Consider the following 22863-nt stretch of genomic DNA (forward strand, 5'->3'; position numbering starts at 1 on the left):
GGGTGCACAAGGTCAGACCGCCAGCGGGCGGGCGGTGGGAGGGATGGGGGTGGGGAGGGTTGAGGAACCGGTGAGGTGGGTGTCTACGCCGTTGGCGCAGGAGCGGCCTTCGGCGATGGCCCAGACGATCAGGGACTGGCCGCGGCCGGCGTCGCCGCAGGCGAAGACGCCCTCGACCGAGGTCTGGTAGGTCTTGTCCCGCTTCACGTTGCCACGCTCGTCGAGCTCGACGCCGAGCTGCTCGAGGAAGCCCTCGCGCTCCGGACCGAGGAAGCCCATCGCGAGCAGTACGAGCTGGGTCGGGATGGTCCGCTCGGTGCCCTCGACCGGGACGAACCTGCCATCCTGGAACTCGACCTCGACCAGGTTCAGCCCAGAGACGTTGCCCTCAGCATCAGCCTCGAAGTTGACGGTCGAGACCGAATAGACCCGCTCGCCACCCTCCTCGTGCGCCGAGGCGACCCGGTAGATCATCGGGTACGTCGGCCACGGCTGCCCGGCCGGCCGGTCGTCGCCGGGGCGCGGCATGATCTCCAGCTGGGTGACCGAGCGAGCACCCTGCCGGTGCGCCGTACCGAGGCAGTCGGCACCCGTGTCACCGCCGCCGATGATCACCACGTCTTTGCCGGTGGCAACGATCTGGTCGTCGACCGGCTTGCCGAGCGAGGCCCGGTTGGACTGCGGCAGGTACTCCATCGCCTGGTGGATGCCGCCGTGCTCGCGGCCCGGCACCGGCAGGTCGCGCGCCGCGGTGGCCCCGGTCGCGATGACGACGGCGTCGTACCGCTGCTTGAGCTGGGTCCCGGTCACGTCCACGCCGACGTTCACGCCGGAGCGGAAGACCGTGCCCTCCTCCTTCATCTGCTGGATCCGGCGGTCGACCTGTTCCTTTTCCATCTTGAACTCGGGGATCCCGTACCGCAGCAGGCCGCCCGGCGCGTCCGCACGCTCGTACACCGCGACGGTGTGACCCGCGCGGGTCAGCTGCTGGGCGGCGGCCAGGCCGGCCGGGCCGGAACCGACGACCGCGATCGTCTTGCCGGTCAGCCATTCCGGCGGCTGCGGCTTGACGTCACCGGACTCCCAGGCCTTGTCGATGATCGCGACCTCGACGTTCTTGATCGTGACCGGTTCCTGGTTGATGCCGAGCACGCAGGCCGGCTCACACGGCGCCGGGCAGAGCCGGCCGGTGAACTCCGGGAAGTTGTTGGTCGCGTGCAGCCGCTCGATCGCGCCGGTCCAGTCGTCGCGCCAGACCAGGTCGTTCCACTCCGGGATCAGGTTGCCCAGCGGGCAGCCGTTGTGGCAGAACGGGATGCCGCAGTCCATGCAGCGACCGGCCTGCTTGCTGATGATCGGCAGCAGCGCCTTGCCGGGCCCACCGGGGTACACCTCTTTCCAGTCCTTCACCCGCTCGTCCACCGGGCGCCGCTCGGCGACCTCACGCCGGGTGGTCAGGAATCCCTTCGGGTCAGCCATCAGATGGCCTCCATCATCGCTCGCGTGGTGGCGTCCTCGTCCAGCCCGTCGCGCTCGGCGGCCGCCTTGGCTGCCAGCACCCGGGCGTAGTCGCGGGGCATCACCGTGGTGATCCTGGCGGCGGCCGCGGGCCAGTCGGCGAGCAGCTTGGCCGCCCGTTCCGATCCGGTCTCCTCGAAGTGCCTGCGGACCAGGTCGTGCAGCAGTTCGGACTCGTCCGTGGTGACCGGGTGCAGATCCACCAGCTCCGGGTTCACCAGGGCGTGGTCCAGATCGAGCACGTGGGCCACGCCGCCCGACATGCCCGCCGCGAAGTTCCGGCCGACGGCGCCGAGTACGACGACGCGCCCACCGGTCATGTACTCGCAGGCGTGGTCGCCGACCGATTCGACGACCGCGGTGGCACCGGAGTTCCGGACACAGAACCGTTGCCCCACGCCACCACTGATGAAGAACTCGCCGGACGTCGCGCCGTACCCGATGACGTTGCCGGCGATGATCTGGTCGGCCGCGTCGAACCGCGCGTGCCGATCCGGCCGGATCACCACTCGGCCACCGGACAGGCCCTTGCCGACGTAGTCGTTGGCGTCACCCTCGAGCCGCAGCGTGACACCGCTCGGGACGAAGGCGGCGAACGAGTTGCCGGCCGACCCGGTGAAGGTCAGGTCGATGGTGCCGTCGGCCAGGCCGGCCGCGCGGTACCGCTTGGTGATCTCGTGACCGAGCATCGTGCCGACGGTTCGGTTGACGTTGCGGATCGCCAGCTGCGCCCGGACAGGTTCGCCGCTGTCCAGCGCCGGCTGGCAGATCCGGATCAACTCGTTGTCGAGCGCCTTGTCCAGGCCGTGGTCCTGCTCGACCACCTGGTGCCGCGACGCGCCGTCGGGCAGCGCGGGCACGTGCAGGATCGGCGACAGGTCGAGCCCGTCGGCCTTCCAGTGGTCGACCGCGCGCTGGATGTCCAGCACCTCGGCGTGCCCGATCGCCTCGTCCAGGGACCGGAAGCCCAGCTCGGCCAGGTACTCACGGACTTCCTCGGCGATGAACTCGAAGAAGTTCACCACGAACTCGGGCTTGCCGGAGAACCGCCCGCGCAGTACCGGGTTCTGCGTGGCGACGCCGACCGGGCAGGTGTCCAGGTGGCAGACCCGCATCATGATGCAGCCCGACACCACGAGCGGCGCGGTGGCGAAGCCGTACTCCTCCGCGCCGAGCAGCGCCGCGATGACCACGTCCCGGCCCGTCTTCAACTGACCATCGGTCTGTACGACGATCCGATCGCGCAAACCGTTGAGCAGCAGGGTTTGCTGGGTCTCGGCCAGCCCGAGCTCCCACGGACCACCAGCGTGCTTCAGCGAAGTCAGCGGCGCCGCACCGGTGCCGCCGTCGTGACCGGAGATCAGTACGACGTCCGCGTGCGCCTTGCTGACCCCCGCGGCGATCGTGCCGACGCCGACCTCGGAGACGAGCTTCACGTGGATCCGCGCCCGCGGGTTCGCGTTCTTCAGATCGTGGATCAGCTGGGCCAGGTCCTCGATCGAGTAGATATCGTGGTGCGGCGGCGGCGAGATCAGGCCGACACCCGGCGTCGAGTGCCGGGTGTTCGCCACCCACGGGTAGACCTTGTTGCCGGGCAGCTGACCGCCCTCGCCCGGCTTGGCTCCCTGCGCCATCTTGATCTGGATGTCGTCGGAGTTCGTCAGGTACTCCGCGGTGACGCCGAACCGTCCGGACGCCACCTGCTTGATCGAGCTCCGCCGCGCCGGGTCATGCAGGCGGTCGGAGTCCTCGCCGCCCTCACCGGTGTTCGACTTGCCGCCGATCCGGTTCATCGCGATCGCCAGCGTGGTGTGCGCCTCGGCGCTGATCGAGCCGTAGCTCATCGCGCCGGTGGAGAACCGCTTGACGATCGCGCTGACCGGCTCCACCTCGTCGACCGAGATCGGCTCCCGGTCGGAGTTGAAGCCGAACAGGCCGCGCAGCGTCATCAGCCGCTCGGACTGCTCGTCCACGCGGGAGGTGTACTGCTTGAAGATGTCGTAGCGCCCGGTCCGGGTGCTGTGCTGCAGCCGGAACACCGTGTCCGGGTCGAACAAATGCGGCTCACCCTCACGCCGCCACTGGTACTCGCCGCCGATCTCCAGCTTGCGGTGCGCGGGCAGGATGCCGTCCGCCGGGTACGCGCGCAGATGCCGGCGGCGCACCTCCTCGGCGATCGTGTCGAGCCCGACGCCGCCGAGCTTGGACGACGTACCGGTGAAGTAGGTGTCGACCAGCTCCGGGGACAGCCCGTTCGCCTCGAAGATCTGGGCGCCGGTGTACGACGCGACCGTCGAGACACCCATCTTCGACATGACCTTGAGCACGCCCTTGCCGAGCGACTTCACCACGTTGCGGACGGCCTGCTCGGGCTCGACGCCCGGCAGATAGGTACCGCGTCGACAGAGGTCCTCGACCGCTTCCAGCGCGAGATACGGGTTGATCGCGGCCGCGCCGTACCCCATCAGGAGGGCGACGTGGTGGACCTCGCGGACGTCGCCGGCCTCGACGACCAGACCGACCTGCGTGCGGGTCTTCTCCCTCACCAGATGGTGATGAACCGCGGCGGTCAGCAGCAGCGACGGGATCGGGGCGCTGTCGGCGTTCGAGTGCCGGTCGGACAGCACCAGGATCCGGGCCCCGCCCCTGATCGCCTCGTCGGCCTCGGCGCAGATCTCGTCGAGCCGTGCCTTCAGCGCCTCGCCGCCGCCTTCGACGTCGTACACACCGCGCAGGACCGTGGTGGCCAGGCCCGGCATGTCGCCGTCCAGGTTGATGTGGCGGAGCTTCGCGAGCTCGTCGTTGGTGATCACCGGGAACGGGATCACCACCTGACGGCAGGACGCCGGGCTCGGGCTGAGCAGGTTCGCCTCCGGGCCGAGGCTCGACGACAGCGAGGTGACGAGCTCTTCGCGGATCGCGTCCAGCGGCGGGTTGGTGACCTGCGCGAACAGCTGGGCGAAGTAGTCGAACAGCAGCCGCGGCCGGTCGCTCAGTACGGCGATCGGCGTGTCGGTGCCCATCGAGCCGATCGGCTCGGCGCCGGCCCTCGCCATCGGGGTGAGGATGACGCGCAGCTCTTCCTCGGTGTACCCGAACACTTGCTGGCGGCGCGTCACCGACGCGTGGCTGTGGACGACGTGCTCGCGCTCGTGCAGGTCCTCGAACCGGATCAGGCCGGCGTGCAGCCATTCGTCGTACGGGTGCTCGGTGGCGAGCGCGTTCTTCACCTCGGAGTCGGTGATGATCCGGTGCGCCTCGACGTCGACCAGGAAGATCCGGCCGGGCTCGAGCCGGCCCTTCTCGGTCACGGTCGCGGGGTCGATGTCGAGGACGCCGGCCTCGGACGCGAGTACGACGAGACCGTCCTCGGTGACCCAGTAGCGCGACGGCCGGAGTCCGTTGCGGTCCAGGACCGCGCCGACCTTGGTGCCGTCGGAGAAGACGACCGACGCCGGGCCGTCCCACGGCTCCATCAGAGTCGAGTGGAACTCGTAGAACGCGCGCCGCTTCGGATCCATCGTGGTGGCGTTCTCCCACGCCTCCGGGATCATCATCAGCATCGCGTGCGGGAGTGAACGGCCGCCCAGGTGCAGGAGCTCCAGGACCTCGTCGAACGAGGCCGAGTCCGAGGCGCTCGGCGTACAGATCGGGTAGAGCTGCTCGAGGTCGCCGGGGATCAGGTCGCTACTGAGGAGCGCCTCGCGGGCGCGCATCCAGTTGCGGTTGCCCTGCACGGTGTTGATCTCGCCGTTGTGGGCGATGTACCGGTACGGGTGGGCCAGCGGCCAGGACGGGAACGTGTTGGTGGAGAAACGCGAGTGCACAACACCGATCGCGGAGGCGAAGTCGGGGTCGGTCAGCTCGGGGAAGAACTTGTCCAGCTGGTCGGTGGTCAGCATCCCCTTGTAGGTGATGGTCCGGCCGGACAGCGACGGGAAGTAGGTCTCGGTCTCCTTCTCGGCCCGCTTCCGCAGCCGGAACGCCATCCGCTCCAGCGCCAGGCCGAGCACCCGGCCGGCCTTCGCGGCGACGAACAACTGCTTGAAGGTCGGCATCACCGAGCGTGCGGTCGCGCCGAGCAGATCCGGGTCGGTCGGGACGTCCCGCCAGCCCAGGACTTCCAGGTTCTCCTCGGCGGCCAGTTCCTCGATCCGGGCGACCGCCTTGGCCGCGTCGTCGGCCTCGGTGGGCAGGAACGCGATGCCGGTGGCGTAACCGCGCTGCACCGGCAGCTCGAACTCGCACACCTTGCGGTAGAACGCGTCCGGGATCTGGATCAGGATGCCGGCGCCGTCGCCGGAGTCCGGTTCGGCGCCGGACGCGCCGCGGTGCTCGAGGTTGCGCAGGGCGGTCAAAGCCTTGGCCACGATGTCGTGGCTCGGTTCACCGGTCAGGGTCGCGACGAAGGCGACACCACAAGCGTCGTGCTCGTGCTGTCCGTCGTACAGTCCCTGCTTCGGGAATGGGGGGCGACCAAACATTCAGGGGCTCCCGTCGTCCTACGGTCAACAACTGGCCGCGGGACAACATTGGCCCAAGCCGGGTGTCCCGAGACTACCTCATGACGCTCGACAGATGGACAGCCATTCCACCGTCACAACGCCCTCATAACCCTCAGTAAGCAAGCGCTCACTACCAGCCTCCATCATCCCAGCCACCCGCTCCCACAACCACCCACAGCACCTGAAATTCACCTGCCGAGACCGCCCGTCCCTGATAAGCCACGACCATGTCCTGGCACCCCTCCCCCGACTGGCAAGCCCTCACGTCCGGCACCGGACAAGCTACCGGCGGGGTCTGGCTCACGCCCGACCAACAGGTCGTCAAACGCCTCGTCCCCGGCGTCATCGACCCACGCCACCACGCCTACTGGGAACGCCAGGCCTTGGTTGCCGAATCCGGCATCGTCGCGGCCACTCCAGGCCTGCGCTCACCGGCGTGTCTGGGCGTCGAACGCGACCCAGCCGGCATCACGCTGCGGATGGCGCTCGTACCCCCGGTCGCGTCGACACCACTCGCCCTGGCTGCCGCTCTGGGCCGCTTCGCATGCTCCCCGACGCCAGAGCCCGCCTGGGCCGCTCGGGACGTACTCCGAGACCGCCTGGCAACCGTAGAGCGGCGCGGTGGGTGGAGTGCGTTGGCGCGAGCCGGGCTCAGCTCGGCGGCGGCTGACGCTCTGTGGGTACGGCGAGACGCGGCGCTGGCGGTCCTGGACGAGCTGCCGCGAGTCCCGACCCACGGAGACGCCCATCCGGTGAACCTGCTCGGTCGCGACGGAGACGACGTACTGGCCATCGACTGGGAGCAGTTCGGCCACGGCCCGGCCGGCTTCGACCTCGGCTACCTACTGCTGGCCGTGGACGCGCCACTCGATCAACTACTGGCAGCTCACGGCGGCGACCTGGACGCCGTTCGACGAGGTGCAGTGCTGGTGGCGGCGTTCACCGGCTTGTCGCGTGCGGCCTGGGCACTCGGCCAGCCAGACCCCAGCGATCACGTCGAGCGTCTCGTCAGGCTCTCCCCGGTCGTCGAAGAGGCAGTCGCCTATGCCTAAGGGCGTAACGACAGGAGGTAGTCGATCCAGCGCAAGACCCGGACAGGTGTTGAGGCGGGGACCGCCCCCGGCCGGCGGCGTCGACCCGACTACCTGCTGTCGTTACGGGCCCTCGGCACAACCGACGCATCCGTCCACCAGCTGAACACCGCGGCGCCGAGCCGGCCCCACTCGCCTGGCTTGGTCGGTCACATTGTGTGCACGAGATCCGTGCGCGCCGGCCTTGCGGGTACGGATCTGGTGCACAAGGTCGATCCCTGCTGTGGCCTACACCGGTTGGGCCACGGCATCGACACCGCCAAGATTGGGCAGCCACCGAGATGCCACAACAGCCCGGACAACGCCTCGGGTCCGGGGGTTCTCCCCTCGAACACCCGCAGACAACTCAGCACGCGTCGGACATCCGGTCCACCATCCCGGGGATGCCGTTTGGCGGGCCGGGGCGGACACCATGTCGGGGCCTCGGACAACTCATGACCTGTTCCAGGTCCCGACGTCTTGTCCCAGCTCCCTGCTCCGGCCCGAAATCCCCGCCTGTCCGCGGTCTCGAGTTCCTGTCCGCAGACCCACGGAGCTGCGAGGTTTCCTGGCGACCCGACTGCCGGGCGGACCCGCAGTACCGGCCGCGCGGCCACGTCTCGCCGAGTACGTGCGATCCACAGCGTCACCCAGGCGTGAAACCGGCGGTCCGCCCGGCCGCGTACCACGCCCGGTAGAAGGCGTCGTAGCTGGGATAGCGGGTGGTGGTGGCTTCCTGAAGTACTGCGTACTGGGCGTCGGTGCCGCGGAACGCGTCGGGGTCCAGGGTGGTGTCGGAGAGGAGGATCAGGGCGGCTCGGGCCAGGACGTAGGCGGTGGTTCGAGTGTCGATGGGAGCGCCGCGGGAGAACTGTTCGGGGGCCATGAAGCGGCTGGAGCCGAACATGCGGCCCATGTCGTTGCGGTGCGGGCCTCGGCGGTAGGTGTCGAGGTCTACAACGGTCAACTGGTGGGCTTCGAAGTCGTAGAGAAGGGCGCCGTCGTAGAAGTCGCCTTCGACCCAGCCGGCCGCGTCGAGCCGAGCATGGAGGTCGTAGAGAGCATCCAGGGCGGCGAGGATCTCCGGCACCGGCAAGGCCTTGAAGCGTTGATGGGCGCTGGCAGAGTCGTCGCGGTTGGTGCCGAGGTGTTCGCCGATGCGCCAGTCGTAGACGAGGAGCGGGCCGGCTGGGGACTCGATGACGGCGTGGAGGGCTGGGAGGGTGGGATGTACGACGGACTCCGCAAGGGCTGCGGCGTTGCGCAACAACGCGATCCGGCCGTCGAAGTCGAGGTACGGCGCGGAGTCCGCGGGATCGCCCGCGGTCTTCACGAAGTACTTCCGGGTGGCGGTTCGGACGCCGTACGAGATGTTGCCGGAGTCCTGGGTGGTGAAGCGGGTGAAGATGGTGCCCAGGTGATTGAGGTAGGTGGCTGGGAGTACGTCGATCTCGCCGGGGAACATCTGGGGGACGCTAGTCAGGACCACGCCGGACGGCGACCGAGTTTTGGGAGGAACGTATGGCGCTGGGTGACTTTCCGCGGTATTCGCTCACGTTCGGGCCGAGTCCGGTGCATCCGCTCGATCGGCTGAGTTCGCACCTGGGCGGGGCTCGGGTCTGGGCCAAGCGGGAGGACTGCAACTCCGGGCTTGCGTACGGCGGGAACAAGACCCGGAAGTTGGAGTACCTGATTCCGGACGCGCTGGCGCAGGGTGCGGACACGTTGGTGTCGATCGGGGGGTATCAGTCCAACCACACCCGGCAGGTCGCGGCTGTCGCGGCGAAGGTCGGGTTGAAGGCCGTGCTGGTGCAGGAGAACTGGGTCGACTGGCCGGACGCGCTCAACGACCGGGTCGGGAACATCCTGCTCAGCCGGATCATGGGCGCCGAGGTCCGGCTCGATCCGGCCGGGTTCGGGATCGGCTTCAAGGACAGCTGGAAGGAGGCCCTGGCCGACGTCGAGGCGCGCGGAGGTACGCCGTACGCGATCCCGGCAGGTGCTTCGGACCACCGGCTCGGTGGACTCGGATTCGCGAACTGGGCGGTCGAGGTCGAGCAGCAGGAGCGGGAGCTCGGGGTCTACTTCGACACGATCATCGTCTGTGCGGTGACCGGGTCGACGCAGGCGGGGATGATCGCCGGGTTCGCCGGGCAGGACCGGCCGCGGCGGGTGATCGGGATCGACGCGAGCGCGAAGCTGCAGGAGACCCGCGACCAGGTCGAGCGGATCGCCCGCGCCACCGCCGAGCTGATCGACCTCGGCCGCGACCTGCGCGACGACGAGATCACCGTGCTCGAAGGCTGGGCCGGTGACCGGTACGGGATCCCGGTGCAGTCCACGCTGGACGCGATCCGGCTCACCGGTCAGCTCGAAGGGATGATCATCGACCCGGTCTACGAGGGGAAGTCGATGGCCGGCCTGATCGATCTGATCCGGAACGGCGACATCCCCAAGGACTCCAACATCCTCTACGCCCACCTGGGCGGCCAGCCCGCGCTCAACGCCTACAGCGGGCTGTTCACGCACAGTCAGCCGATGCCGGGTCCGACCAACGTCCCGACGCCGTAGGTGAGTGCTGCGGCCAGACCGCCGAGGAGCAGCTGACGGAGGCCGGAGTACCACCAGGACCGGCTGGTCACGCGGGAGACGATCGCACCGCAGACGAAGAGAGCGGTCAGCGACATGATCAGGGCCGGTACGACGCTGCCGGCGCCGAGCAGGTACGGCAGCAGCGGGATGAACGCGCCGACCGCGAAGCAGATGAACGACGACGCGGCCGCGACGACCGGGTTGGGCAGGTCGTTGGGGTCGATGCCGAGCTCTTCGCGGACGTGTTCCTCGAGGGCCTGGTCGGGGTCGGTGTGGAACTGTTTCGCGACCTTGCTGGCCAGGTCCGGGTCGAGGCCCTTGGCGCGGTAGGTCTCGGCGAGCTCGATCTCCTCGTCGATCGGGTGCCGCTGGATCTCCTTACGCTCTTTCTCGATCTCGGCCCGGGCGAGCTCGCGCTGCGAGGCGACGGAGGTGTACTCCCCCGCCGCCATCGAGAACGCGCCCGCGGCCAGGCCCGCCAGCCCGGCGAGCACGATCACACTCGAGCCGGACGCCGTACCGCCGTCCATGCCGGCGATCAGGGCGAAGTTCGAGACCAGGCCGTCCATCGCGCCGAACACGGCCGGGCGCAGCCAGCCGCCGCTCACATCACGATGAGTGTGATCTCCGTGATGCTCGGCAGAAACCTCGGGAACCTCAGTCACGAGACCCATCTGAGTCGGAACCGTTGGTCGCCTCGACCTTCGGTTTGTCCGGTACGGCGTCCGTTGAATCAGCCGCTGCTCCAGTATCAGCCGATTCGTCGGTACTCGCCTCCTCGTCGTCATCCGATTCCGGCGTCGACTCCTCGTCGGTCGGCTTGCCGGCGGAGGGGCCGGTGGAGATGTCTTCCTGGCCGGGGTACTTGCGGGCGCTGATGATGAAGGCGGCGACGGCGAGGACGAACAAGATGATGGCGGTCCACACGTTCAGCCGGAGGCCGAGGAAATGGTTGACCGTGTCGATGCGCAGGTTCTCGATCCAGACGCGGCCCGCGGTGTAGCCGGCCACGTAGAGGAAGAACGCGCGGCCGTGGCCCAGCTTGAAGCGGCGGTCGACCAGGATGACCAGCGCGACCACGCCGAGGTTCCAGATCGCTTCGTACAGGAACGTCGGGTGGAAGGTGGCGAAGTCGGCGTACCCGTCCGGGCGGTGCTCGGGCGAGATCTCCAGGCCCCACGGCTTGGTCGTCGGCTTGCCGAACAGCTCCTGGTTGAAGTAGTTGCCGAACCGGCCGAACACCTGCGCCAGCGCGATCCCCGGCGCCATCGCGTCCGCGACCGCCAGGAACGGCACCTTGGCCCGCCGGCAGGCGATCCAGGCGCCGAGCGCGCCGAAGCCGACGGCGCCCCAGATGCCGAGCCCGCCGTGCCAGATCTTCAGCGCGTCGATCGGGTGCCGGCCCTCGCCGAAGTACAGCTCGGCGTCGGTGACGACGTGGTAGATCCGGGCGCCGACCAGCCCGAACGGGATGGCCCAGAACATGATGTCGGCGAGCACGGTCGGTGAGCCGCCGCGGGCGACCCAGCGGTGGCGGCCGAGCCAGTAGCCGGCGAAGATACCGGCCAGGATGCACAGCGCGTACGCGCGGATCGGCAGGCCGGCGATGTGCCAGACACCCTGGCTCGGGCTGGGAATGAACGCCGGAACCATCACGGCGGGAATCAGACTAGACATGGCAAGGGGGAACGCTACTCGACCGGCCCGGGCACGACCAGAAACTCATGGTCACGATGGGGACTCGGTGCGTCAGCTCGCGATGGCATCGACAGCCTTCTGCAAGCCGTCGGCGGTCAGCTGGTCGGCTTCCAGCTGCTTGTCGTTGACGTAGACCGTCGGCGTCCCGGTCACGCCGCGGTCGTCCGCGGCCTTCGAAACCGTGTCGAGCCAGCCGCCGTAGGTGTTGTCCCGCACGGCCTGCTGGAACTTCGCGTCACCGATACCGAGCTGGCTGCCCAGGTCGAGCAGCTGGTCCGTGGTCCACGACTTGCTGAAGTCGCCGTACATCTCGTCAGCGTAGCTGAGCGCCTTGCCGTTCGCGGCCGCTGCGGCGAACGCGTTGGCCAGTCGCGGCGAGGCGTCCGGGTTGACGAAGGCGAGCGGCCAGTAGGTCAGCGTCGCCGTACCGTCCTGGACGAGTTTGTCGACTACTCCACCGGTCGACTCCTCGAACTCGGCGCAGTGCGGGCAACGGAAGTCGAGGTAGATGGCGATGTGCACCTTGGCGTCGGCGTTGCCGACGGTGACGCCCTTCCCGGACGTGCCCGGGCCGGTGATCACCGTGGGCTCGGGTTTGCCGTTCGAGCTCACCTCGACCTTGGAGTGCCCACGCCAGTACTGCACGCCGACGCCGCCCGCGAGGGCCAGCAGCAGCACGATCACCACGATGATCCCGGGCGAGATCCGCCGCTTCGGCTGCTGCAGCAGCGGAGTCGCTGGGGCATTGGTCTTGCTCACGACGCGGTGACTCCTTGCGGTTCGGGTTCCAGGGCGTACTTGCTGGTGGAGTTCAACCACAGCCAGGCCGCCAGCAGCAGCAGGCCGACGTCCCGCAGGATCTCCTGCAGGTACTTCGTCTGACCGGGGGCGACCTGGCCGCCGCCGCCGAAGCAGCCGCAGTCGATCGCCAGGCCGCGCGCCCAGGCGGACGCCACCGCGGCGATGAACACGACCATGAAAACACCCGCGGCGGCCTCAGCGGCGCGGACACCGAAACCGACGATCAACAGCAATCCGATCGCGATCTCCAGGAACGGCAGCCCCCAGCCCACCGGCGCCGCCAGCGACGCCGGCAGCAGCTCGTACGCGCGGACCGCCTGGGCCGCCGTCTCCGGATCGGTCACCTTCAACGCGCCCGCCACCAGCATCACGCCGCCGAGCACGAGCCGCGCTCCCAGCGAGACCCATTCGAACCAGGGTCGACGATTCACTGGTTGTCCTCCACCAGCTTCCCGAAGTCGTGGGCCAGGTCGCCGATGGCGGCGTTCGACAACCAGAGCACGTTCGCCTTGTCGTTCTTGCCGAAGCCGATCACCTGCGCACCGTGACCGACCTCGTACCCGCCGGAGGGCAGCTTCTGCATCCCTTCCACCGGTACGCCGACGGCCTTCGCGATGTCCTTGATCGACGTCAGCGAACCAGTCAGCCCGACGAACGACGGGTCGAACCGGTCCAGGTACTTGCGAATCACCGGGCCGGTGTCACGGGCCGGGTCGGTGGTGATGAACAGCAACTGCACCTGGTCCCGCACCGGCTGGTCCAGCTTGGTCAGCGCGGACGCCACATCGGCCATCACGGTCGGGCACACGTCCGGGCAGTTCGTGTAGCCGAAGAACACCAGCGTGACCGGCTTCTTGGTCGAGGTGACCAGGTTGAACGGGTTCCCGCCGGTATCGGTCAGGGTGGCCGCGGGCAACGAGTACGGCCGGTCCAGCGTCGCCCCGCGCAGACCGTTCGGATCCTGCGTGGTGCGGATGATCGCACCGCCGGGGTTGTCCGCCTTCTCCTTGTCGCCGCCACTGCAGCCCGCGAGGGCGAGCAGAGCCACCGCGGCCAGTAGAAGTGCCGCGTTCCTGGTTCGACTCACGGCGTACTAACGACTCGCGGCGGCGCTGGGTTCCCTGCGGACGCCTTCGGACAGCGCTTCCGCGAGCGCGCGGACCCCGGCCGGGCCGCCGTCCTCGAGCGCCTTGACGAGAGCCGCGCCGACGATCGCCGCGTCCGCGAACGCCGCCACACCGGCCGCCTGGTCAGCGTTCGAGATTCCGAGGCCGACGCCGACCGGCAGGCCGGTGACCGCCTTCGTGCGCGCCACCAGTGGCGCCGCCAGCTCCGAGGGCTTGTCCCGAGCACCGGTGACACCCATCACAGCGGTCGCGTAGACGAAGCCGCGGCAGGCGGCCGTGGTCATCCGGATCCGCTCGTCGGTCGACGACGGTGAGACCAGGAACACCTTGTCCAGGTCGTTCTTGTCCGCGGCCGCGATCCACTCCGCACCCTCGTCCGGGATCAGGTCGGGCGTGATCAGGCCCGCTCCCCCGACGCCGGCGAAATCCGCGGCGAACCGGTCCACGCCGTACCGCTCGACCGGGTTCCAGTACGTCATCACGAGCACCGGCACATCGGAGTACGCCGCGACCTTCTCGATCGTGCTCAGCACGTCGCGGGTCCGTAGCCCGCCGGCCCGGGCCACCTCGGTGGCGCGCTGGATGGTGACGCCGTCCATCACCGGGTCGCTGTACGGGAGACCGACCTCGACCACGTCGACGCCGCCGTCGATCATCGCCTTGATGCCGTCCACGCCACCGTCGTACGTCGGGAAGCCGGCCGGCAGGTAGCCGACGAGGGCGCCGCGGCCCTCGTCGTTGGCCTTCCGGATCGCCGCGCCGGCCTTGCCCAGGGCAACCAGATCAATCACCGGTGGCCTCTTTCTCGCCGAGGCCGAACCAGGTGGCGGCCGTGTCCATGTCCTTGTCCCCGCGACCGGACAGGTTCACCAAGATGGTTGCCTCCGGCCCCAACTCCGTCGCGATGTCGAGCGCGCCCGCGACCGCGTGCGCGGACTCGATCGCCGGGATGATGCCCTCGGTCCGGGACAGCAGCTTGAACGCCTCCATCGCCTCGGCGTCCGTGATCGGCCGGTACGACGCCCGCCCGGTCTCGGCCAGCCACGCGTGCTCCGGCCCGACCCCGGGATAGTCCAGCCCGGCCGAGATCGAGTGCGACTCGATCGTCTGCCCGTCCTCGTCCTGCAACAGGAACGACCGCGCACCATGCAGTACGCCGACCTGTCCGGCGGTGATCGTGGCCGCGTGCCGGCCGGTCTCGAACCCGTCGCCACCCGGCTCGATGCCGTACAGCAACACCGTCTCGTCGGGGATGAACGCGGTGAACAGGCCGATCGCGTTCGACCCGCCGCCCACGGACGCGACCGCGGCGTCGGGGAGCTTGCCGAGCAACTCGAGCGCCTGCTCCCTGGCCTCGTCACCGATACCGCGGACGAAGTCGCGCACCATGGCGGGGAACGGGTGCGAGCCGGCCGCCGTACCCAGGATGTAGTGCGTCTTGTCCACGCTGGCGACCCAGTCGCGCAGGGCCTCGTTGATCGCGTCCTTCAGCGTCCGGCTGCCGGTCTTCACCGAGATGACCTCGGCGCCGAGCAGCTGCATCCGGGCCACGTTCAGCGCCTGCCGCTGGGTGTCGACCTCACCCATGTAGACCACGCACTCGAGGTCCAGGTAGGCGCACGCGGTCGCGGTCGCGACGCCGTGCTGGCCGGCGCCGGTCTCGGCGATCACCCGGGTCTTGCCCATCCGCTTGGTCAGCAGGGCCTGGCCGATCGCGTTCCGGATCTTGTGCGCACCGGTGTGGTTCAGGTCCTCACGCTTCAGCAGGATCCGGGCGCCGGCCGCGTCGGACAGCCGGGTCGCGTCGTACAGCAGGCTCGGGGCGCCGATGTACTCGTGCAGCATCCGCTCGAACTCACCGGTGAACTCCGGGTCGGCCATGGCTTCGCGCCAGGCCGTGGTGAGCTCGTCGAGCGGCGCGATCAGCGCCTCCGGCATGAACCTGCCGCCGAAACGGCCGAAGTGCCCGAGCTGGTCGGGCAGCACACTACTCATCCGACAAACCTTCCAAAACCCGGCTCTACAGCGCGGGAGAGTGTCCGTCCCGGTGCCGTTTGGACCGGCCGGGTCTAGTGCCGCTGCTGGATGGCGGGATGCGATCCGGCGGCGACGAGGTCGGCGACCGAGGCGCGGGGATCGCGGCCGGTCACCAGGGTTTCACCGACGAGGACGACATCGGCCCCGGCGCGCGCGAACTCGATTACATCATGCGGGCCGCGAACGCCGGACTCCGCCACCCGGACCAGGTTCGACGGGATCGTCGGCGCGACCCGGGCGAAGGTGTCCCGGTCGACCTCGAGAGTCTTCAGGTTCCGGTTGTTCACGCCGATCAGCTGGGCGCCGGCATCGACCGCCCGCCGGGTCTCCTCCTCGTCGTGCACCTCGACCAGCGGGCACAGGCCGATCGAGTGCGCGCGCTCGATCAGCGAGACCAGGGCCTCCTGCTCCAGCGCCGCGGCGATCAGCAGCACCATGTCGGCGCCGGCCGCACGGGCCTCCCAGAGCTGGTACGACGAGACGATGAAGTCCTTCCGCAGGACCGGGACGTCGACCCGGCCGCGGACCGCGCGCAGGTCGTCCAGGCTGCCGTTGAACCGGCGCTGCTCGGTCAGCACCGAGATCGCCGCCGCACCGCCCTCCTCGTACTCCCCGGCCAGCGCGGCCGGGTCGGTGATCTCGGCCAGCTCGCCCTTGGACGGGCTGGATCGCTTCACTTCGGCGATGATCGCGATCCCGTCACCGCGGAACACCGGCATCGGGTCCTTGGCGTCGGGCTTGCGCTGGGCTTCCTGCTTCAGGTCGTCCAGGCTGACCCGCGCCTGGCGCTCCGCGAGGTCCTCCCGGACCCCCGCGAGAATGTCGTCAAGCACAGTCATGTCCGTCCGCCCCTCAGTGGTCGCCGTCGGCCGGGACCCCGAACCCCAGCAGTTGCATGACCTTGCCGGTCAGCACACCCAGCACAGCGATGGCGACCGAGATCCAGAACAGCACCCAGTTCGGACCGAGCACCATCGCGATGGCGCCGACCGTGAACGCGATCAGCACGATGGTCACCGCGGTCCACGCCGCCGGGCTGTTGCCGTGCAGGTCGTGGGGAGCCTCCTCGCTCACCCGCGTCGCTACTTGATCGGCCGTCGTATTGTCCATGGTTGGCGCCACTCCTCGTTGTCGTCCCGTCCTATTGTGGCGGTAGGCCGCCGCGGTCAGAGAGTCGGGTCCTCCCCGGCGTCGATCGCCTTCCACTGATCGGCCGGTGCGGCGGCCGGATCACGCTCGTAGCGGGCCGTCGCGCGACGCCAGCGATGCGCTGTCAGCAAGGCGATCAGGCCCGCCGCGACCAGCGCCGCGCCCCCGGCCAGGGCGAACCAGGGCGCCGGACCGCCGGACAGACTGACGTGGTCGGTGACCGCCTGACTGAGCTCCGGCCGGATCCTGCTCAGCTCACTCACGTCGGGCCGTACCTGCAGCGCGACGGCGATCGCGGCAACACCCATCAGCAGCACCAGCGCACCCAGTACGCGACGCAATGCTGTACCTGCGAGTTTCGTAACGACGATCGCGACCACCGACGCGAGTGCCAGCGTCACCGGTGCCTTGGTGACGGTGTACCCGTTGAAGTCCACACTCGGACGCCCGCTCCCCGGGTGCGCCGTCGACCACGTCAGGTACGCCGACAACCCGAGCAGCACCAGCGCCACGACGGCGAGGAGATCGACGAGTCGCTGCGGCTTCATACGTCGCTGAACGTTCCCGCGACCGCGATCGCGTTCAGGACGGCGGCCGCCTTGGTCCGGCACTCGGCGTCCTCGGCGGCCGGGTCGGAATCGGCGACGATGCCCGCGCCGGCTTGCACGTACGCCGTGGAGCCGCGCAACACCGCGGTCCGGATCGCGATCGCGGTGTCCACGTCACCGGCGAAGTCCAGGTAGCCGACGACACCGCCGTACACCCCGCGCCGGGTCACCTCGAGCTTGTCGATGATCTCCATCGCCCGCGGCTTCGGCGCACCGGACAGCGTCCCGGCCGGGAACGCGGCGGTGAGCGCGTCGAAGGCGGTCTTGCCGGCCGCCAACTGCCCGGTGACGGTCGATTCCAGGTGCATCACGTGGCTGTAGCGGCGGACGTCCATGAAGTCGACCACCTCCACGGTGCCGGGCGCGCAGACCCGGCCGACATCGTTGCGGCCGAGGTCGACCAGCATCAGGTGCTCGGCGCGCTCCTTGGCGTCGGCGCGCAGCTCCTCCTCCAGCGCGTGGTCCTCCTCCGGCGTGGCGCCGCGGCGGCGGGTGCCGGCGATCGGGTGCAGGATCACCTTGTTGTCGGTGACCTTGACCAGCGCCTCGGGACTGGAGCCGACGATGTCGAAGCCGTCCAGGCGGACCAGGTACATGTACGGGCTCGGGTTGGAGCGGCGCAGCACCCGGTAGATGTCGAGCGCGGACGCCGTGGTCTGCAGCTCGAACCGCTGGGACACGACGATCTGGAACGCCTCGCCGGCCCGGATCTCCTCCTTGGCGTGCTCGACGGCCTCCCGGTACTCCGCGCTGGACCGCTGCCGGTGGGGATCGGGCACCGCGGTCCGGTCCGCGCGCACGACGTACGACGGGGTCGGCTGCGCCAGATCCGCCTCCATCGCGTCGAGACGGCGTACGGCGTCCGCGTAGGCCTCGTCGACACGCTCGTCGGAGTCGTCCCAGTTGACCGCGTTCGCGATCAGCCAGATCTCGCCGGTCTCGTGGTCGAGGGCGGCCAGGTCGGTGGCGAACAGGAACGTGAGCTCGGGCAGGCCGAGGTCGTCGGTCGTTGTGTCGGGCAACCGTTCGAGCCGGCGGACCGCGTCGTACCCGAGGAAGCCGACCATGCCGCCGGTCAGTGGCGGCAGGTCAGGCAGCCGGGGCGTGTGCAGGATCTCCAGCGTCTCGCGCAGCGCCTTCAGGGGGTCACCGGTCTGCGGCAGGCCGACCGGCGGGCTCCCGGTCCAGATCGCCTCGCCGTCGCGCTCGGTCAGCGTCGCCGCGCTGCGCACGCCGATGAACGAGTACCGCGACCAGACGCCGCCGTTCTCCGCGGACTCCAGCAGGAAGGTGCCTTCGCGCTCGGCGGCGAGCTTGCCATAGACACCGATCGGCGTCTCCGCGTCGGCCAACAGCCGCCGCGTCACCGGGATAACGCGGCGGTCCTTGGCATACTCGCGGAAGGTCTCGATGGCCGGGTTCGTGGTCATGGGGCCTCCCGGCCTGGACTGAGGAGCGCAGGGAGCCCGGTCATGGGGCCTCCCACCCTGGACTGAGGAGCGCAGGGAGCGAAGCGACTGGAGCGACGAGGGAAGGGCGGGAGTAAAAGCCCCATGACCCGCCGCCCCGGAGGCGCGGCCAAAGGCACAGCGACTGGAGCGACGAGGGAAGGCCGGGAGCCGAGGCCCCATGACCCCGCCGGCGCCGAAGGCCCGGCCAAAAGCACTGTCATGCGTTGACCTCGATCTGGCCGTGCTCGAAGCAGGTGCGGGTGCCGGTGTGGCAGGCCGGGCCTTCCTGGTCGACGAGGACGAGCAGGGTGTCGGCGTCGCAGTCGACGAGGATCTGCTTGACGTGCTGACGATTGCCGCTGGTCTCGCCCTTGACCCAGTACTCCTGCCGGCTGCGGGACCAGAACGTGCTCCGCCCGGTCGCCGCCGTCCGGCGGACCGCCTCGGCGTTCATCCAGCCCACCATCAGGACCTCACGCGTGTCGTATTGCTGCACCACTGCTGGGATCAGCCCGGCCGCGTCGAAGGTCAGCTCGTCAATACTCACCCGCCCATTGTCGCCGATCACAAGGAGTACTCCGAACACGGTGCCTTGCGACGAACACGCGCGTGGGACGGGCTGACAGTATGAGGGCATGACGACGAGTGAGGCACGCGTGCAGGAACTGCTGACCGAGCACCCGGTGATCGACGGGCACAACGACCTGCCGATCGCGTTCTACGAGCTGTGTGGGTACGACCTGGACGCCCACGACCTGAGCGGCTCGGTGCCGTCCCTGCACACGGACCTGCCGCGGTTGCGGACCGGACACGTCGGCGCGCAGTTCTGGTCCCTGTGGGTCCCACAGGACGAGCACTCGGTACGGCGTACGTTCGAGCAGGTCGACTTCGTGCATCGGCTCGTGGAGCGGTTCCCGGCCTGGCTCCAGCTCGCATCGACCGCGGACGACGTCGACGCCGCGATCAAGGCCGGGCGGGTCGCCTCGCTGATGGGGATGGAGGGCGGCCACTCGATCGGTGAGTCGCTCGGGGTGCTGCGGGTCATGCGGGAGCTGGGCGTGCGCTACATGACGCTCACCCACAACAACAACGTGTCCTGGGCGGACTCCGCGACCGACGAGCCGGTGCTCGGCGGGCTGAACGAGTTCGGCGAGGAGGTCGTCCGGGAGATGAACCGGATCGGCATGCTGGTCGACCTCTCGCACGTCTCCGCGGACACCATGCGGCACGCGTTGCGGGTGACCAGCGCGCCGGCGATCTTCAGCCACTCGTCGGCCCGCGCGATCTGCGACGTACCGCGGAACGCGCCGGACGACGTGCTCGAGACCCTGGCCGGCAACGACGGCGTCTGCATGGTGACCTTCGTCCCGTACTTCGTCTCCCAGGCGTACGTCGACTGGGTCAAGGGAGCCAAGGAGGCGCAGCCGGACCTGAACCCGATGAACCCGGCCGACCAGGCGAAGCTGACCGAAGCCTACGACGTGCCGAAGCCCGAGGTCACCCTGGCCGACGTGGTCGACCACATCGACCACGTCCGCGGGATCGCCGGCGTCGACCACATCGGCCTCGGCGGCGACTACGACGGCTGCCCCGAGTTCCCCACCGGCCTCGCGGACGTCGCGTCGTACCCGGCCCTCTTCGAGGCCCTGGCCGACCGCGGCTGGAACGACACCGAACTGGCAAAACTTGCCGGCGGCAACATCCTCCGCGTCCTCCGCGCCGCCGACGAGGCAGCGGCCTAGGCGTCCCGGTACAGGTCTCTGGTCTCGGGCAACCGCTCGAAGCCCGCCGCCTCGTAGGTGGCGATCGCGCCGACGTTGAAGCCCGGCGTGCACACGACCGCGCTGCACGAACCCAGCTCCTGCAGAGCTCGCGCTGCCGCGACCGTGATCGCCGTGCCGTAGCCGCGCCCGCGGTGCAGTCGATGCACGCCCATCGGCTCGATCAGCCCCGGCTTGCCCTCCCCCGCCGACCACACGGTCACGGCCGCCACGGACTCACCCAGCTGGTTGCGGCCCACGAGACAGCGCGCGTCGGCGTACGGCTCGCCGTCAGCCATCGCGTACCACCGGGCGTCGGTGAACGTCGACCCGTCGAACGACGCCCGCTGGACGGCGGTCCGCTCGTGCGCCTCCTCAGCTCCGATGACGTCGACCCGCAGACCGGGATCCGGCACGGGCTCGCTCAGGTCGCGCCGCAGCGGCACCCACGGGTCGTCCGCCTTCCAGCCGTCTTTGAACAGCAGGTCCTGGACGAGCGCTCCCATCGGGGCCTCGACGTACACCTTGCCCTCGATCAGTACGCCGGCCTCCGGCGCGGACACGTCCTCGACCAGGCGCTGCGCGAGCTCCTCGTCACGCTGGGCCTCCGGCGCGATCGCGACCCGCAGCAGCTCCGGATCGTCGAGCATCCCGACCGCCAGGATCTCCCCGTCCCGGCTCCAGGTCCTGATCGCCGCCGCCGTCGCCTCATCACCGAACCGCCAGAACCACCCCAAGTCCCCCGGATGCAGCTGCACCGGACCCTCGTCGTACTGCCACTCCCGCAGCACCCGCACAACATCGCCCAACCCATCGATCCCCAGAGTCCCCAACACAATCGCCATCCCCCGATCACACACCACCCCACCGACACCCCGCACGCGACTTTCCGGCGACCTTGAGCACCGATCAACCAGATTCCCCGACGAAATCCGGTTGGCCCGTGCCCAAGGTCGTTGTCCACAGGTTGGTGATGGTGGGGTGCGAGGGGCGATGGTGAGGCGGCAGGCTTGGTGAATGGATCGGCTTGACGATGTCGCCCGCGAGCAGCTGCTGGTGCTGGCGCGCACTCCGCGGCGCCGGCAGGAGCTGCACGACCTCGGCCTGGGTGACCCCGATCTTCGACGGCTCGTCCGGCGAGGCCACCTGCGGCACCACCACGGGCACTACATCGACGGGCGCATCGACGACCAGGTCGCGGTGATCGCCTGTGCCCGGGCGGCCTATCCAGGGTCGATCATCAGTCATTTCAGTGCCGCTTGGCTGGCCGGCCTCAGCCTCTGGACCGACCGCGGCCGCTCGTCCGCTCCGCCGATCGAAGCCACGTGGCTGACCCGCCCACCGACGGCCCAGCGCAATCAGCGTCGTCCTGACATCGTCGTACGACGAGCTGGTCTGACAGCTATGGACGTGTCACGCCATGTCTGGCTCCCGGTCACGGGCATCGCGAGAACCGTTGTCGATCTCGCCAGGGAGTTGCCCCTCCGCGAAGCGATCGTCACAGTCGACCACGCCCTGCGAACGGGTACGGCGACCCGCGATGAGCTGATGGCTGTTGCCGACCGGCAGCAACGCTGGCCCGGAATCCTGCGAGCGCGGTCTGCGATCGACCTCGGCGACGCGAGATCGGAGTCCGCACTGGAGTCCATAGCGCGGGCGGTGTTCGCTGCGGCGGGGTTGCCCGCGCCTGTGCTCCAGGCACAGTTCTTCGATGGATTCGGGTGGATGCCCGAACGGGTCGACTTCTGGTGGCCGCAGTTCCGGACGGTGGGAGAAGGCGATGGATTGGCGAAGTACGAGGCCGACAGTGCAGCGGAGCGGAGACAGAGGATGCGCAGGAGCCACCGACGTGACCAACGCCTCAGTGATCGAGGTGTCGAGCTCGTGCATTTCGGCTGGGAAGACGTCATCAATCCCCGATCCGACCTCGTCGCTCGTCTCCGAGCGGCCTTTGCCCGAGGCGCGTCCCGCCCCACCGACCCCCCTTCCTGGCGCCTCGCACCCATCGCTCGCGCCCACGTCGCCTGACCTTGGGCACGGGTCGACCGCGCTGGGCGTGAATTCGTGGTTGGTCCGTGCTCAAGGAGTCGGTGGTGTTTGGCGTTTGGGTGAGGGGGCACGGGGCGGGTTCAGTGTTGACCGACGGATGGAGTGGTTGTGCTTACCCTGACTGAGAACGCGACGCTGGTGATCAAGAGCATCACCGGGGTCGAAGGCGCGCCGGAGGGTGCCGGAGTGCGGATCTCGCAGGAGAACCCGGCGGATCCGGCGCTCGCGGTGACGACGACGGAAGCGCCGCGGCCCGGTGACCAGGTGGTCGAGGAAGCCGGAGCGCGGGTGTTCCTGGAGCAGAACGCGGCGAACGCGCTCGACGACAAGATTCTGGACGCAGCGGTCGACGACAAGGGCGGCGTCGAGTTCCTGCTGGTACCGCAGCCTGGTGCCGGCACTGCGCCGACCGCCTGACAGGTGAGACCGCGAACGGCCGGGACCCTCCCCTCCCCTGAGGTCCCGGCCGTCGCGCACACCTAGACGCCGGCCGTTGTG

At 69.2% G+C, this 22863-nt stretch carries 21 protein-coding genes; 5 read left to right on the forward strand and 16 right to left on the reverse strand.

The genetic code is table 11. The annotated features are described in order from the left end of the window. Positions 1 to 12 precede the first annotated feature (12 nt). Positions 13 to 1479, reverse strand: a complete 1467-nt coding sequence (locus tag ACXC9Q_RS24385; RefSeq protein ID WP_457058974.1) for a glutamate synthase subunit beta — start codon at positions 1477 to 1479, stop codon at positions 13 to 15. Further along, positions 1479 to 6002 carry a glutamate synthase large subunit gene (gltB, locus tag ACXC9Q_RS24390; RefSeq protein WP_457058975.1) on the reverse strand — a complete coding sequence of 1508 codons (4524 nt, stop codon included), beginning with the start codon at positions 6000 to 6002 and terminating at the stop codon, positions 1479 to 1481. Before gltB ends, ACXC9Q_RS24385 begins: the two co-directional genes overlap by 1 nt. 248 nt (positions 6003 to 6250) lie before the next feature. On the opposite strand from gltB, the gene ACXC9Q_RS24395 reads away from it, so the two are divergent. Beyond that, a complete protein-coding gene (locus tag ACXC9Q_RS24395) occupies positions 6251 to 7075 on the forward strand; it encodes a phosphotransferase family protein (protein WP_457058976.1) in 825 nt (274 codons plus the stop codon). Between the two features lie 664 nt (positions 7076 to 7739). Here ACXC9Q_RS24395 and ACXC9Q_RS24400 read toward each other — a convergent pair. Then, positions 7740 to 8558 (reverse strand): hypothetical protein, encoded by an 819-nt coding sequence (locus ACXC9Q_RS24400; RefSeq protein ID WP_457058977.1) that lies wholly within the window; start codon positions 8556 to 8558, stop codon positions 7740 to 7742. Between the two features lie 56 nt (positions 8559 to 8614). Between ACXC9Q_RS24400 and ACXC9Q_RS24405 the strand changes: the two genes are divergently transcribed. Beyond that, the gene (locus ACXC9Q_RS24405; RefSeq protein ID WP_457058978.1) at positions 8615 to 9664 is read left to right on the forward strand and encodes a 1-aminocyclopropane-1-carboxylate deaminase; all 1050 of its coding nucleotides are present in this window, start codon (positions 8615 to 8617) and stop codon (positions 9662 to 9664) included. Here ACXC9Q_RS24405 and ACXC9Q_RS24410 read toward each other — a convergent pair. The 12 genes from ACXC9Q_RS24410 to hisI all read right to left on the reverse strand — a co-directional run bounded on the left by ACXC9Q_RS24410 (position 9625) and on the right by hisI (position 19103). Beyond that, positions 9625 to 10293, reverse strand: a complete 669-nt coding sequence (locus ACXC9Q_RS24410; protein ID WP_457058979.1) for a VIT1/CCC1 transporter family protein — start codon at positions 10291 to 10293, stop codon at positions 9625 to 9627. The genes ACXC9Q_RS24405 and ACXC9Q_RS24410 overlap by 40 nt on opposite strands. A gap of 49 nt (positions 10294 to 10342) precedes the next feature. Beyond that, on the reverse strand, positions 10343 to 11362 hold the full coding sequence (lgt, locus tag ACXC9Q_RS24415; RefSeq protein ID WP_457058980.1) for a prolipoprotein diacylglyceryl transferase: 1020 nt from the start codon (positions 11360 to 11362) through the stop codon (positions 10343 to 10345). Positions 11363 to 11434: 72 nt separating this feature from the next. After that, a complete protein-coding gene (locus ACXC9Q_RS24420; RefSeq protein WP_457058981.1) occupies positions 11435 to 12142 on the reverse strand; it encodes a thioredoxin domain-containing protein in 708 nt (235 codons plus the stop codon). Then, positions 12139 to 12615, reverse strand: coding sequence for a DoxX family protein (locus ACXC9Q_RS24425; protein ID WP_457058982.1), 477 nt, complete (start codon positions 12613 to 12615; stop codon positions 12139 to 12141). The genes ACXC9Q_RS24420 and ACXC9Q_RS24425 overlap by 4 nt, the downstream gene beginning before the upstream one ends. Continuing rightward, positions 12612 to 13232 carry an SCO family protein gene (locus tag ACXC9Q_RS24430; RefSeq protein ID WP_328521585.1) on the reverse strand — a complete coding sequence of 207 codons (621 nt, stop codon included), beginning with the start codon at positions 13230 to 13232 and terminating at the stop codon, positions 12612 to 12614. The genes ACXC9Q_RS24425 and ACXC9Q_RS24430 overlap by 4 nt, the downstream gene beginning before the upstream one ends. Positions 13233 to 13277: 45 nt before the next feature. After that, positions 13278 to 14102 (reverse strand): tryptophan synthase subunit alpha, encoded by an 825-nt coding sequence (trpA, locus tag ACXC9Q_RS24435; protein WP_457058983.1) that lies wholly within the window; start codon positions 14100 to 14102, stop codon positions 13278 to 13280. Then, a complete protein-coding gene (gene trpB, locus ACXC9Q_RS24440) occupies positions 14095 to 15306 on the reverse strand; it encodes a tryptophan synthase subunit beta (RefSeq protein WP_457058984.1) in 1212 nt (403 codons plus the stop codon). The genes trpA and trpB overlap by 8 nt, the downstream gene beginning before the upstream one ends. Before the next feature lie 74 nt (positions 15307 to 15380). Then, positions 15381 to 16187 (reverse strand): indole-3-glycerol phosphate synthase TrpC, encoded by an 807-nt coding sequence (gene trpC / locus ACXC9Q_RS24445; RefSeq protein WP_457058985.1) that lies wholly within the window; start codon positions 16185 to 16187, stop codon positions 15381 to 15383. Positions 16188 to 16200: 13 nt separating this feature from the next. Further along, positions 16201 to 16458 (reverse strand): HGxxPAAW family protein, encoded by a 258-nt coding sequence (locus tag ACXC9Q_RS24450; RefSeq protein ID WP_457058986.1) that lies wholly within the window; start codon positions 16456 to 16458, stop codon positions 16201 to 16203. A gap of 56 nt (positions 16459 to 16514) precedes the next feature. Continuing rightward, complete coding sequence (locus ACXC9Q_RS24455; protein WP_457058987.1) at positions 16515 to 17045, reverse strand: Trp biosynthesis-associated membrane protein; 531 nt, start codon at positions 17043 to 17045, stop codon at positions 16515 to 16517. After that, the gene (locus tag ACXC9Q_RS24460) at positions 17042 to 18535 is read right to left on the reverse strand and encodes an anthranilate synthase component I (RefSeq protein WP_457058988.1); all 1494 of its coding nucleotides are present in this window, start codon (positions 18533 to 18535) and stop codon (positions 17042 to 17044) included. Before ACXC9Q_RS24460 ends, ACXC9Q_RS24455 begins: the two co-directional genes overlap by 4 nt. Positions 18536 to 18773: 238 nt before the next feature. Beyond that, complete coding sequence (hisI, locus tag ACXC9Q_RS24465) at positions 18774 to 19103, reverse strand: phosphoribosyl-AMP cyclohydrolase (RefSeq protein ID WP_457058989.1); 330 nt, start codon at positions 19101 to 19103, stop codon at positions 18774 to 18776. Between the two features lie 88 nt (positions 19104 to 19191). Here hisI and ACXC9Q_RS24470 point away from each other — a divergent pair, with 88 nt between their 5' ends. Next, positions 19192 to 20298 (forward strand): dipeptidase, encoded by a 1107-nt coding sequence (locus ACXC9Q_RS24470; protein ID WP_457058990.1) that lies wholly within the window; start codon positions 19192 to 19194, stop codon positions 20296 to 20298. On the opposite strand, the gene ACXC9Q_RS24475 is transcribed toward ACXC9Q_RS24470, so the two are convergent. Beyond that, a complete protein-coding gene (locus tag ACXC9Q_RS24475; RefSeq protein ID WP_457058991.1) occupies positions 20295 to 21161 on the reverse strand; it encodes a GNAT family N-acetyltransferase in 867 nt (288 codons plus the stop codon). The two genes, ACXC9Q_RS24470 and ACXC9Q_RS24475, sit on opposite strands and share 4 nt — an antisense overlap. Positions 21162 to 21333: 172 nt before the next feature. Here ACXC9Q_RS24475 and ACXC9Q_RS24480 point away from each other — a divergent pair, with 172 nt between their 5' ends. Beyond that, the gene (locus ACXC9Q_RS24480) at positions 21334 to 22344 is read left to right on the forward strand and encodes a hypothetical protein (RefSeq protein WP_457058992.1); all 1011 of its coding nucleotides are present in this window, start codon (positions 21334 to 21336) and stop codon (positions 22342 to 22344) included. Between the two features lie 129 nt (positions 22345 to 22473). After that, positions 22474 to 22782, forward strand: coding sequence for a Fe-S cluster assembly protein HesB (locus ACXC9Q_RS24485; RefSeq protein ID WP_328521596.1), 309 nt, complete (start codon positions 22474 to 22476; stop codon positions 22780 to 22782). The last annotated feature ends 81 nt before the right edge of the window (positions 22783 to 22863 follow it).

It is taken from the genome of Kribbella sp. CWNU-51, assembly GCF_054073265.1.